This is a genomic window from Sphingomonas sp. PP-CC-1A-547, from assembly GCF_003610375.1.
Taxonomy (GTDB): domain Bacteria; phylum Pseudomonadota; class Alphaproteobacteria; order Sphingomonadales; family Sphingomonadaceae; genus Sphingomonas.
Window position 1 is genome coordinate 220,408 of record NZ_RAPZ01000014.1, and the last position, 12,794, is coordinate 233,201.

Annotated in this window: 13 protein-coding genes; all 13 read left to right on the top strand. The window is 63.9% G+C overall.

The features are described from left to right. Positions 1-101 precede the first annotated feature (101 nt). Complete coding sequence (gene rpsB / locus C8J39_RS16250) at positions 102-956, top strand: 30S ribosomal protein S2 (protein WP_120301388.1); 855 nt, start codon at positions 102-104, stop codon at positions 954-956. Positions 957-1,045: 89 nt separating this feature from the next. Then, a complete protein-coding gene (gene tsf / locus C8J39_RS16255) occupies positions 1,046-1,978 on the top strand; it encodes a translation elongation factor Ts (protein WP_120301389.1) in 933 nt (310 codons plus the stop codon). A gap of 414 nt (positions 1,979-2,392) precedes the next feature. After that, the gene (gene pyrH / locus C8J39_RS16260) at positions 2,393-3,121 is read left to right on the top strand and encodes a UMP kinase (protein ID WP_056066004.1); all 729 of its coding nucleotides are present in this window, start codon (positions 2,393-2,395) and stop codon (positions 3,119-3,121) included. Between the two features lies 1 nt (position 3,122). Then, positions 3,123-3,680, top strand: a complete 558-nt coding sequence (frr, locus tag C8J39_RS16265) for a ribosome recycling factor (RefSeq protein ID WP_056055952.1) — start codon at positions 3,123-3,125, stop codon at positions 3,678-3,680. Positions 3,681-3,682: 2 nt separating this feature from the next. Further along, positions 3,683-4,441, top strand: coding sequence for an isoprenyl transferase (locus C8J39_RS16270; protein ID WP_120301390.1), 759 nt, complete (start codon positions 3,683-3,685; stop codon positions 4,439-4,441). 65 nt (positions 4,442-4,506) lie between these two features. Further along, entirely contained in the window at positions 4,507-5,262 is a 756-nt protein-coding gene (locus tag C8J39_RS16275; protein WP_120301421.1) for a phosphatidate cytidylyltransferase, read from the top strand. Then, the gene (locus tag C8J39_RS16280; RefSeq protein ID WP_120301391.1) at positions 5,259-6,416 is read left to right on the top strand and encodes a 1-deoxy-D-xylulose-5-phosphate reductoisomerase; all 1,158 of its coding nucleotides are present in this window, start codon (positions 5,259-5,261) and stop codon (positions 6,414-6,416) included. The genes C8J39_RS16275 and C8J39_RS16280 overlap by 4 nt, the downstream gene beginning before the upstream one ends. Next, positions 6,413-7,546, top strand: a complete 1,134-nt coding sequence (locus C8J39_RS16285) for an RIP metalloprotease (RefSeq protein ID WP_120301422.1) — start codon at positions 6,413-6,415, stop codon at positions 7,544-7,546. Before C8J39_RS16280 ends, C8J39_RS16285 begins: the two co-directional genes overlap by 4 nt. Positions 7,547-7,599: 53 nt before the next feature. Further along, positions 7,600-10,401 (top strand): outer membrane protein assembly factor BamA, encoded by a 2,802-nt coding sequence (gene bamA, locus C8J39_RS16290; RefSeq protein ID WP_243650198.1) that lies wholly within the window; start codon positions 7,600-7,602, stop codon positions 10,399-10,401. Then, a complete protein-coding gene (locus tag C8J39_RS16295) occupies positions 10,401-11,063 on the top strand; it encodes an OmpH family outer membrane protein (protein WP_120301393.1) in 663 nt (220 codons plus the stop codon). The genes bamA and C8J39_RS16295 overlap by 1 nt, the downstream gene beginning before the upstream one ends. Before the next feature lie 9 nt (positions 11,064-11,072). Continuing rightward, the gene (gene fabZ, locus C8J39_RS16300) at positions 11,073-11,558 is read left to right on the top strand and encodes a 3-hydroxyacyl-ACP dehydratase FabZ (RefSeq protein ID WP_120301394.1); all 486 of its coding nucleotides are present in this window, start codon (positions 11,073-11,075) and stop codon (positions 11,556-11,558) included. Positions 11,559-11,661: 103 nt separating this feature from the next. Next, positions 11,662-11,892, top strand: coding sequence for a 50S ribosomal protein L31 (rpmE, locus tag C8J39_RS16305; protein WP_055880673.1), 231 nt, complete (start codon positions 11,662-11,664; stop codon positions 11,890-11,892). 104 nt (positions 11,893-11,996) lie between these two features. Further along, the gene (locus tag C8J39_RS16310) at positions 11,997-12,314 is read left to right on the top strand and encodes a PilZ domain-containing protein (protein WP_056066020.1); all 318 of its coding nucleotides are present in this window, start codon (positions 11,997-11,999) and stop codon (positions 12,312-12,314) included. The last annotated feature ends 480 nt before the right edge of the window (positions 12,315-12,794 follow it).

The window sequence follows — 12,794 nt, forward strand, 5'->3', positions numbered from 1 at the left end:
CCTCTAACCCCGCATGGGAGGCATCATAGCCCGGTGCGTCACGGTCATTCGGCCACGACGTCATCCGCTTCCCAGAGGCACAACCGGAAGGATATATCCCTATGGCGGCTCCAGTCGTCTCCATGCAGCAGCTCATCGAAACGGGCGCGCATTTCGGCCACCAGACTCATCGGTGGAACCCCAAGATGAAGCCTTACATCTTCGGTGATCGTAACGGCGTCCACATCCTCGACCTTTCGCAGACCGTGCCGCTGTTCGCGCGCGCGCTCGAATTCGTCTCGTCGGCGGTTGCCGGTGGTGGCAAGGTCCTGTTCGTCGGCACCAAGCGCCAGGCACAGGATCCCGTCGCAGACGCAGCGCGTCGCTCGGGCCAGCACTTCGTCAACCATCGCTGGTTGGGCGGCATGCTCACCAACTGGAAGACCATCTCGGGTTCGATCAAGCGTCTCAAGACGCTCGAGGAAATGCTGTCGGGCGACACCGTCGGCCTGACCAAGAAGGAAGTCCTTCAGCTCACCCGCGAGAAGGACAAGCTCGAGCTTTCGCTCGGCGGCATCCGCGACATGGGCGGCATTCCCGACGTGATGTTCGTGATCGACGCGAACAAGGAAGAGCTGGCGATCAAGGAAGCGAACACGCTGGGTATTCCCGTCGTCGCGATCCTCGATTCGAACGTGTCGCCGGACGGCATCGCCTTCCCGGTTCCCGCGAACGACGACGCAGCCCGCGCCATCCGCCTGTACTGCGAGGCGATCGCGATCGCAGCGACGCGCGGCGGCCAGGAGCAGCAGCGCCGTACCGGTGCCGACATCGGCGCGATGGTCGAGCCGCCGAAGGAAGAGGCACTGAGCGCAGACCCCGTCGTCGAGGCATCGGCCGACACGACCGAGACTGCGGCGAATGCCGATATCGCTGCCGAGCTGGCAGCCGAGGGTGAGCGCCAGATCGACGCATAAGCGTCGTCGCCGAACCGTCATGCGGGCGGGGTAGGGCGAAAGCTCTGCCTCGCCCGCAACCATATTCAGACCTAAAAAGGATTAGAGACATGGCCGATATCACGGCAGCGATGGTCAAGGATCTGCGCGAGAAGAGCGGCGCGGGCATGATGGATTGCAAGAAGGCGCTGAGCGAGAACGGCGGCGACATGGAGCAGGCAATGGATTGGCTGCGCACCAAGGGGCTCGCAGCCGCCGCCAAGAAGTCCAGCCGTACCGCGGCCGAGGGTCTGGTCGGCGTCGCCGTGTCGGGCACCAAGGGCGCAGCGGTCGAAGTTAATTCGGAGACCGATTTCGTCGCGAAGAACGACCGGTTCCAGTCGTTCGTCCGTGACGTCACGCAGATCGCGCTTGCAACGGGTGGCGACATCGAGGCGCTGAAGTCGCAGGCGATGCCATCAGGCAAGACCGTCGAGGAAGTCCTGACGAACAACGTCGCGACGATCGGCGAGAACCAGTCGCTGCGCCGCTCGCGCACGCTGGAAGTCAGCAAGGGTGCGGTCGTTCCGTACATCCACAATGCAGCGGCTCCCGGCCTCGGCAAGATCGGCGTGCTCGTCGCGCTTGAGTCGGAGGCTTCGGACGAGGTTCTCCAGGCACTTGGCAAGCAGCTCGCGATGCATATCGCAGCCGCGTTCCCGAAGGCGCTCAACGAAGCCGACCTCGACGAGTCCGAGATCGAGCGCGAGCGCGCGATCGCGACCGAGAAGGCCGCCGAGTCTGGCAAGCCTGCCGACATCATCGCCAAGATGGTCGAGGGCGGCATCGCCAAGTACCGCAAGGAGCACGCCCTGGTCAGCCAGCTGTTCGTGATGGACGGCAAGACCAAGATCTCCGACGTCGTTGCCAAGGCCGGCAAGGATGCGGGCGCCGAGATCAAGCTGGTGGACTATGTCCGCTTCCAGCTCGGCGAAGGCATCGAGAAGGAGCAGTCCGACTTCGCAGCCGAAGTTGCTGCTGCTTCGGGCGTGCCCCAGGCGTAAGCTATCCTTTTCCCTCGCCCCTCCGGGGAGAGGGAAGGGGCCCGCTCGGCTCTTGTCGAGTGGGAAGGGTGAGGGGAGTGGCGGGGTCTCGAACCTCACGCCCCCTCATCCGGCCCTGCCGGGCCACCTTCTCCCCGAGGGGAGAAGGATACGCGGTAGCCTCCGGGCCGCCTCGTCATCCCAGCGCAGGCGGGGATCCATAAACTCCGGACCCGGTGATCTACCGAGGCGCCAGCCCATATGGGTTCCCGCCTCCGCGGGAATGACAGTGATTCTCCGATACGCGCTCTTCCGCAAACGAGAATTTTCCGTCTCATCTCCACCCAGTTTCGATGCACGCGCCGCACAGCGCTTCACATCGCGGCCCTCGCCGCCTAAGGTCCGCGCCGCCCCGCCAATCACAATTCGAGATTTATGACGCCTCCGCGCTACAACCGTATCCTGCTGAAACTGTCGGGCGAAGTCCTGATGGGACCATCGGGTCTTTCGATCGATCCGACCGTCACCGCGCGCGTCGCGCAGGAGATCGCGGACATCAAGGCCAAGGGCTATGAGATCTGCATCGTCGTCGGTGGTGGCAACATCTTCCGCGGCATGGCGGGGGCTGCACGCGGCATGGACCGTGCGACAGGCGATTACATGGGCATGCTCGCGACCGTGATGAACGCGCTCGCCGTGCAGAACGCGCTCGAGCAGATCGGTGTCGACACGCGCGTCCAGTCGGCGATCCCGATGGCGTCGGTCTGCGAGCCGTTCATCCGCCGCCGTGCCGAGCGTCACCTGGAAAAGGGTCGCGTCGTGATCTTCGCGGCGGGCGTCGGCAGCCCCTATTTCACCACCGATTCGGGCGCCGCGCTGCGTGCTGCCGAGATGAAGTGCGATGCGCTGTTCAAGGGCACATCGGTCGACGGCGTCTACAACGCCGACCCGAAGACGCACCCGGACGCAGTGCGCTACGAAACGGTCACGTACAGCCGCGTGCTGTCCGACGACCTCAAGGTCATGGACGCGAGCGCGATCGCGCTGTGCCGCGACAACAACATCCCGATCGTCGTCTTCAACATCCGCGAACCCGGCAATCTCGCCGCGGTGTTGGCGGGTGATGGCGTGTCGACGATCGTCCAGAACGAGCAGGAGCTTTAAGATGGCTGCATACGACAAGACCGACCTCGAACGCCGCATGGCGGGTGCGGTCGAAGCGCTGAAGAGCGATCTCGCCGGCCTGCGCACCGGTCGCGCGTCGACCGCGCTGCTAGATCCGGTGATGGTGACGGTGTACGGCTCGTCGATGCCGCTCAACCAGGTCGCGACCGTGTCGGCGCCCGAGCCGCGCATGCTTTCGGTGCAGGTCTGGGACAAGTCGAACGTCGGCCCGACCGACAAGGCGATCCGCTCGGCCGGCCTCGGGCTTAACCCTATCGTCGACGGCCAGACGCTGCGCCTGCCGATCCCCGATCTGACCGAGGAGCGCCGCAAGGAACTCGCCAAGCTGGCCGGCCAGTATGCCGAGAAGGCCCGCATCGCGGTCCGCAACGTCCGCCGCGACGGGATGGATTCACTCAAGGTCGACGAGAAGAAGGGCGTGTTCGGCGAGGACGAGCGCAAGCGTCACGAGACCGAAGTGCAGAAGTTGACCGACAGCATCATCGCCGAACTCGATGCGACCGCGACCGCCAAGGAAAAGGAAATCCTGGGCAAGTGAGATTGCAGGCCTCCTCGGCCGCGCCGCTCGCTGCTGTTCCTGTGGGCGCCGTTCCTGCGGGCGGCGCGGTGCCGCGTCATGTCGCGATCATCATGGACGGCAATGGCCGCTGGGCGAAGAAGCGGTTCCTGCCGCGCTTCGCCGGGCACAAGGCTGGCGTCGAGGCCGTGCGCAAGGTGACGCGCGCGGCGCGGGCGATGGGGATCGAGGCGCTGACGTTGTACGCGTTCTCGTCGGAGAACTGGCGGCGTCCGGCCGAGGAGGTCAGCGACCTGATGGGGCTGCTGCGGCATTTCATCCGCAGCGACCTCGACGAACTCGCGCGCGAGAATGTTCGGCTGCGCGTGATCGGCGACTATCACAGCTTTTCGCCCGATCTTGTGGCGATGGTCGATGACGCCATCGCGCGGACGGCGGGGAATAGCGGGCCGATCCTGGCGATCGCGCTCAATTACGGCGCACACGCCGAGCTGGTGACCGCCGCGCGGCGACTGGCGGAGCGGGCGCGTGATGGCGGGCTGGACCCGGCGGATATCGACGTGGCGACGATCGAGGCCGAGCTCGACACGCATGACCTGCCGCCGCTGGACCTGATGATCCGGACGTCGGGGGAGCAGCGTCTTTCGAACTTCCTGTTGTGGCAGGCGGCGTATGCGGAGCTCCTGTTCGTTGACACGCTGTGGCCCGACTTCGACGCAGCGGCGCTCGCCGATGCGGTCGCGGCGTTCGGTCAGCGTCAGCGCCGTTACGGTGGTCTGTGAGCCTTACCGACCCTGAAAAGGCGCCAGATCAGGCGTTGCGCACGCCGTCCAATCTCCAGCTCCGGATGATCGCCAGCGTCGGCATGATCGCGGTGGCGAGCCTTGCGCTGACGCTCGGCGGGATCGCGTTCTGGGTGCTGGGCGTGGTCGCCGCGCTGTTCATGATGGCGGAATGGTCGATGCTCCAGGGCGTCGACGCGAAGACCAAGCGGATGACGCAGTTCGCGCTGTCGGTGCCGCTCGCGTTGATGGCGCCCGCATCGCTGATTCTGGTTATCCATGATTTCTTCACGTTGGGGCTGCTTGTGGGGGCGGCGTTCTTCGTCGTCATCACGACGCGCAAACCCAAGCTGGCGCTGGGGATCATCTACTGTGGTCTTCCCGTGTTCGCGCTGATGATCATCCGGCGGCAGGACGAGGGAATCCTCTTTACGTTGTGGGCGCTGTCGCTGGTGTGGGCGTGCGATATCGGCGCGTTCTTCACCGGGCGGACCTTGGGCGGGCCGAAGCTGGCGCCGGTGATTAGTCCGAACAAGACATGGTCGGGGCTGATCGGCGGTGTCGTGCTTGCGAGCGCGGTCGCGGCGGTGCTGCACATGCAATACGGTCTGCCGATGCGGATGACGCTGGCGACGCCGGTACTCGCCGTGCTCGCGCAGATGGGCGATCTCTACGAGAGCTGGTTGAAGAGAGTGGCAGGCGTGAAGGACAGCGGGAATATCCTGCCCGGACATGGCGGCGTGATGGATCGCCTCGACGGGCTGGTCCCGGTCGCGCCGGTCGCGGCGCTCCTCGTTATCTTGCCACATTTCTACGCATGAAGAGCGTCACGATTTTGGGGGCGACCGGCTCGGTCGGCACCTCGACGCTCGACCTGATTGAGCGTGAGCCCGATCGGTTTCGCGTCGTCGCGCTGACCGCGAATTGCGATGTAATAAAGCTTGCCGCGGCTGCGATGCGCACCAACGCTGAGTTCGCCGTAGTCGCCGACGAAAAGTGTCTGCCAGAATTGCGTGAGGCGCTGGCCGGCACGGGGATCCGTGCGGGCGGGGGTGCCGAGGCGATCGCCGAGGCGGCGTCTTCGGGCGCGGACTGGACGATGGGGGCGATCGTCGGTTGTGCGGGATTGAAGCCGGTGATGGCGGCGATCGAGCAGGGCGGCACCGTCGTGATCGCCAACAAGGAGCCGCTGGTTTCCGCTGGCGACGTCATCCTTGCCGCAGCCAAGCGGACCGGCGCGACGCTGCTGCCCGCCGACTCCGAGCACAACGCGATCTTCCAGTGCTTCGACGCGACTCGCCCTGAACGTGTCCGCCGGATCATCCTCACGTGCAGCGGCGGACCGTTCCGCGACTGGACCACCGAGCAGATGCGCGGCGTGACGCTCGAACAGGCGGTCAAGCATCCCAACTGGTCGATGGGCGCGAAGATCTCGGTCGATTCGGCGACCTGCATGAACAAGGGCCTCGAGCTGATCGAGGCCGCGCGGCTGTTCCCGATTGCGCACGACCGGATCGAGATCGTCATCCATCCGCAGTCGGTGATCCACAGCCTCGTCGATCATGTCGACGGGTCGGTGCTGGCGCAGCTCGGGCCACCCGACATGCGGACGCCGATCGCGCATACGCTGGCCTGGCCGGACCGGATGGCGACGCCGATGGCCCCGCTTGACCTGGTCGCGATCGGCCGGCTCGACTTCGAGGCACCCGATCCGGTCCGCTTCCCTGCGTTGCGGCTTGCCCGCGAGGCGCTCGATGCAGGTGGCGCGCGGCCGGCAATTCTCAACGCCGCCAACGAGGTAGCGGTCGAGGCCTTCCTGCAACGTCGCATCGGCTTCCTCGAAATTGCCGCAATCGTCGAACATACGTTGTCGTGTTATGACCCGGCCGCGCCGGACAGCGTCGATGCCGTGCTGGCGATCGATGCCGAGGCGCGGATCTTGGCCGGTGAGCGTGTGAAGGATTACGCGGTTTGATCGAAACACCCGGTGTCCTGCTGACCATATTGTCGTTCGCCGCGGTGATCGGCCCCCTCGTGTTCGTACACGAGATGGGACATTACCTCGCTGGGCGCATTTTCGGGATCAAGGCGGATGCCTTCGCGATCGGCTTCGGCCACGAGATCGCGGGCTTTACCGACAAGCGCGGCACGCGGTGGAAGTTCGGTTGGCTGCCGTTGGGCGGTTACGTGAAGTTCGCTGGTGATATGAACCCGGCCAGCCAGCCCTCCGCGGAGTGGCTGTCGCTCCCCGCCGAAGAACGCCAGCGTACGTTCCAGTCGAAGCCGGTATGGCAGCGCGCGATCGTCGTTGCAGCCGGTCCGGTCGTCAATTTCGTCGTCGCGATCCTGATCCTCGCCGGCTTCGCGTTCGCCTATGGCGACATTCGGATGCCGCCGATCGTCGGCGGCACTGTTCCCGGTAGTGCCGCCGCAGCGGCAGGCCTGCAGGCGGGCGACCGGATCACCGGCATCGGCGGCCGGTCGGTCGAGACGTTCGACGATATGGCGCGCTATGCCCGCATCCGCGCTGGCGAGCGGACCCGGATCGACGCGGTCCGCGGCGACCGGGCGCTATCGCGCGACATCGTCATCGGCACCGAACTGCAGCGCGATCGCTTCGGTAACGAATATCGAATCGGTCGCCTAGGCATCGCCGGCAGCAAGCCGATCATCGTCACCGTCAGCCTGGTCGAGGCGCCGGTCATCGCGGTAAAGCGGACCGGCGAGATCGTCTCGATGATGGTCGAGACGTTGGGGCAGGTCATCACCGGACGCCGTTCGGTGAAGGAACTCGGCGGACCGCTCAGCATCGCCAAGGTCTCGGGCGAGCAGATGTCACTCGGCCTCGACGCCTATGTCTTCCTGATCGCACTCGTGTCGATCAATCTGGGGTTCATCAACCTGCTGCCAGTGCCCATGCTGGATGGGGGCCATTTGTTCTTCTATGCGATCGAAGCGGTGCGCAGGCGCCCGGTCGAGCCGCAGGTTCAGGAATGGGCGTTTCGTGGCGGCCTTGCGGCAATCCTCGCGCTGATGTTGCTCGTGACCTTCAACGATCTCGGCAATTTTGGGCTCTGGAAGAACTTGGCCGGCTTGATCGGCTGACGACGATAGGGCAGGGCGGGCGCGCCTTGTATGTGCACGTTTTTAAGGTGGGTTTGGTGACAGCGATCAACGGTTACGATTTCGCGCGTAAGGGCGCCCTGCTGCTTGCAGGAACGATCCTGTCGGGCGTCCCCGCCTTTGCGCAGACGGCACCCGCCGCCTCGCCTTCAACTGCGCCTGCCGGGACGGCGACGCGCAACGGTGCTACGCGAGTCGCTCCGCCGGTAGTAACGCCCGTCGGCGCGCCGGTATCCGTGCGGACGATAAAGACTTTGCGCGTCGAGGGATCGCAGCGCATCGAGGGCGAGACGGTGCTCAGCTATACCAAGCTGCGCGTCGGCATCCCGTACACCGCCGAGACGCTCGATCAGGCGCTGAAGGACCTTCAGGCCAGCGACCTGTTCGCGGATTATTCGATCGCGGGTGTCGAGGACGGCAACATCGTTCTCCGCGTGCGCGAGAACCCGATCATCAACCGCGTGATCATCGAGGGTAACAAGGCGCTCAAGAGCGACAAGATCACCAAGGAGATCAAGCTCGCGCCGCGCCAGATCTTCACGCGCACCGCGGTCCGCCAGGATATCGCGCGGATCATCGAGCTGTATCGTCGCCAGGGCCGCTTCGCCGCGGTGATCGATCCGAAGATGGTCAACCTCGACCAGAACCGCGTCGACGTGGTGTTCGAAATCAGCGAAGGGCCGAAGTCGAAGGTTCGCCAGATCAACATCCTCGGCAACGAGGTGTTCTCGGACGACCAGATTCGCGGCCAGATGGCGACCAAGCAGTCGCGCCTGTTCCGCCTGCTGTCGTCGGCGACCAGCTACGATCAGGATCGCCTGTCCTACGATCAGCAGAAGCTCCGCCAGTTCTACCTGACGCAGGGCTATGCCGATTTCCGCGTGACCTCGGCGGTCGCCGAGCTGACGCCGGACAAGAGGGACTTCATCATCACGTACGTGGTGGAGGAGGGCAAGCGCTACAAGTTCGGCGACGTCACCGTCGACAGCCAGATCCGCGACTTCGACAATACCAAGCTCGCCGCCTCACTGCCGCTCAAGAAGGGCGACTGGTACAACGCCAAGCTGGTCGAGGATTCGGTCGACAACCTCAGCCAGACCGCGGGCCTGTTCGGTTACGCGTTCACCGAGGTGAACCCGGAGTTCCAGAAGGACGCCGAAACACTGACGATGGGAATTAATTTCAACATCGCAGAAGCCAAGCGTACCTATGTCGAGCGGATCGACATCAACGGCAACACGCAGACGCAGGACAAGGTCGTGCGTCGCGAGATCCGTCTGGCCGAGGGCGATGCGTTCAACAGCTTCCAGGTGAAGCGTTCGCAGGATCGCATCAACTCGCTCGGGTATTTCGCCGACAAGATGGAGATCAAGCAGCTACCGGGCTCTGCGCCCGACCGCGTGATCCTCGAGACGAACCTCGAAGAGAAGTCGACCGGCGAGCTGCAGCTGTCGGCCGGCTATTCCAGCCTCGAACGCTTCATTATCCAGGCGAACATCACGCAGCGCAACTTCCGCGGCAAGGGCCAGGAACTACGCGCTGGCGTCAACTATTCGAGCTACTCGAAGTCGATCGAGCTGGGCTTCACCGAGCCGTATCTGTTCGACAAGAACATCGCAGTCGGTGGCGACATCTTCCGCCGCGACTACAACTCGTTCAACTATGTCGGTAACGATCGGCAGACCAATTATTCGCAGGTCTCGACAGGTTTCCAGCTTCGCGCCGGCGTGCCGTTGACTGAGTTTTGGTCGCTGTCGGCGCGCTATGGTCTGTCGTACGACGAGGTTAGCCTCGACAGCCAATATCTGAACGCAAACGGTTCGTGTAACCTCGAAGTGGCGGGTCGATATCTGTGCGAAGCGATCGGTAACCGTTGGACGTCCTCGGTCGGCTACTCGATCAGCCGAGATACGTTGAACAGCCGCCTCCGTCCCACTGCCGGGTCACGTTTTTCGTTCAGCCAGGATTTTGCCGGGCTGGGTGGGGACGTGAAATATCTGCGTACGCGACTCGAGGGCTCGAAATATGCGAACCTCGGCAGCGGGTTTATCGGATCGATCGTCGCAGAAGGCGGGTACATTCACCCTCTGGAGAGCAGCCCAGGCCCAGGGCGGGACCCGATCCGTATCACCGATCGCTTCTATCTGGGTGAGCCACAGTTCCGCGGCTTCGACATTCGCGGCGTAGGCCCTCGCGTGTTGCGCGCCGGCTACGTGATTGCGGCCGATGGTTCGCAGTCGGTCCAGACCGATCGCGACCAGATCCAGGACGATGCACTCGGTGGTCGTGCTTATTACCTTGCGCGTGCGGAAATCGAGATTCCGTTGGGATCCGGTGCACGCGAACTGGGTCTGAGGCCGTCGATCTACGCACAGGTGGGTAGCCTGTTCGGTATCAAGAAGCCGCTTCCGACGTTCAATTATGATCAGGCTAAAAGCGCGGCCGGTGCGTTGCTGTTCAATGCGGATGGTTCACCGACGTTGCTGCAAAACCAGTATAAGGACGGCGGGAATAATCCGCTCTACTTGACGCCGGAGGTTGCGGCGACTGCGACGACGCCGGGCATAGCATCTGTTCAGACGATCTGCCCCGTAGGCGTGATAGCCGCTGGGGCGACGACCTGTTCTGGTACGACCGCCAATGCACGGTATCTTAACCCGAACATCTATCAGGAAACGTTCCTTGGAAACTCGGCCAAGCCGCGTCTCTCGGTAGGTATCGGTGTCAACTGGAACTCGCCATTCGGTCCGCTCCGGATCGATCTCGCCAAAGCCTTGCTCACCCAGAAGGGTGACGACCCCAAGCTTATTACTTTCAACGTAGGGACACAGTTCTGATGACGACGTTCAAGACGCTTCTCCTCGCCGCAGCGCTCGTTGCGCCTGCCGCCATGACCGCGACCGCTGCCGATGCACAGGTTTCGGGCATCGCCGTCGCCGACGCGCAGGGTGCGATCGCCAACTCGAAGGCCTGGAACGCCGCGCGTGCCCAGATCGAGACGACCTACAAGGCGCAGCTCGACCAGGCCGAGACGCGCCGCCAGGCCGTGGCTCGCGAGCTCCAGCCGCTGGTCACCGCGTTCCAGACCGCACAGCGTGCACCGGGCGCGACCGACGCGTCGCTGCGTCCGCAGGCTCAGGCGATCCAGACGCGAGAGACCGCGGCGAACCAGGAACTTGCTCGCCTGACGCAGCCCGCTCAGCGCGCGCAGCAATACGCGATCGAGCAGATCCAGGCGAAGCTCAGCGACGCCGTGACGGCCGCGGTTCGCGCCAAGAACGTCAGCCTGCTGCTGCGTCCCGAGGCCGCGCTGTTCGCACAGCCGACTGCCGATATCACGCCTGCGATCACGACCGAACTCGACCGTCTCGTACCGTCGGTCAGCACCGCCGTGCCGGCAAACTGGCAGCCGAACCAGCAGGGTGGCCAGCAGCAGGGCGCCGCGCCGGCTCCGGCCGGTCGTGCGCCTGCCGCCACGCGCACGCCGCAGGGTCGCTAAGTCACACCGATGACCGAGACTGTGAACGACAGGGCAAAGGCTAGCCTGGGTCCGCTCGATATCGGGCGCGTCATGGCCGCGTTGCCGCATCGCTATCCGCTGCTGCTGGTCGATCGTGTCGAGGATCTGATCCTCGACACATCGATCACCGCGATCAAGGCGGTGTCGATGAACGAGCAGTTCTTCCAGGGGCATTTCCCTGGACGCCCGATCATGCCGGGCGTGCTGATCGTCGAGGCGATGGCACAGGCGGCGGGGATTCTCGCCGTCGAGTCGCTGGGTCTCGCGGGTTCGGGCAAGCTCGTCTATTTCATGGCGATCGACGGGGCGAAGTTCCGCAAGCCGGTCGAGCCAGGCGTTTTGCTGAAACTCGAAGTGACCTTCGTCCAGAAGCGCAGCTCGGTGTGCAAGTTCGCCGGCCGCGCGCTGGTCGACGGACAGCTGGTTGCCGAGGCGAACTTCACGGCGATGATCGCCGACCCGCCGAAAGCCTGATGTGAGGCTCTAGCCTCGCATTGTTGTAAATTCGGGCGCGTCCGTGTACGAGCGCGGCTTCCTTTTCAGGCTGGTCGGAACCAGCCACATACGGAGAATTCCCATGAAGGCCGATACGCACCCTGATTATCACATGATCACCGTCCAGATGACCGATGGCAGCAAGTACCAGACTCGCACCACCTGGGGTAAGGAAGGCGATGTGATGACGCTCGAGATCGATCCGCTCGCGCATCCCGCATGGACCGGTGGCCGTGGCACGATGCTCGATACGGGCGGCCAGGTCGCGCGCTTCAACAAGCGTTTCGGTGGCGGTCTCACGCTCCGTAAGTAAGCTAAAGCCCCGGAATGGATTGATACTAATTCATTCCGGGGCCTTTTATTAAGACGGCGTTAGGGATCGACGGCTAAATTTGGGCTCGCAAGGACGAGGACCCCATGTTCGCCGCCGACTTCGAACCCGCAGAGCGCAAGTCCCGGCGCAGCGCACTTCGCGCTCCCGTTTCGCTCGATGTCCGGATCGGTAAGACCGGCCGCACACTTTGCAGAGTGATCGACATCTCGGTCCACGGTGCACGACTTCAAACCTATTCGGCGCTCAAGCGCGGTACCAGCATCTGGCTCAACCTTCCGCAAATCGGGCAGGTCGTTGCCGAGGTAATGTGGGCCGATGACTACACGGCGGGTTGCAAGTTCCACACTCCCCTGCCGGCGTCCGTATTCGAAGCGCTGGTCGCTACTGCGTCCGCAGGCTGACGCGTTGCCGAGTGGACGTGCCGCCGTCCGCCACATTTCTCCTCACCTCTCCTCACGAAATTTTCGTGCAGAATGAAGCTGGGCGCTCGATCGGTTTGCCCCGTCGGGGAAGGGGGGGGCTGCCTCGACGCCCAGCTGGTCTGCATTGGCGAGGTCAGCTTTTGTCCGGAATGCGCTAGTGGCGAGCCATCGCCCATGCAGGAGGTGCGAGAGGGCGCTGCTGGACGCCTCGGCGTCATTTTTCCAAAAACCGACCTCAAACTGTAAAAAAGCGTTTGACGGGTCGGGGAGGTGGCCCTAGAGGGGTGTCACCGCAGCGAACGGCCACACGGTCTGGACGCAGCGGTCGCAAGAAAACCAGATGCTCCAAATCTTCCGCGAGGGAGGGTTATGCGAGTGTCGGTATTTTTGTCGGCTCTTTGACATTGTAGGTAAAGATGAAGGGACATGTGGGCGGCGGCTTGCGGTTTCCGGGGTCCT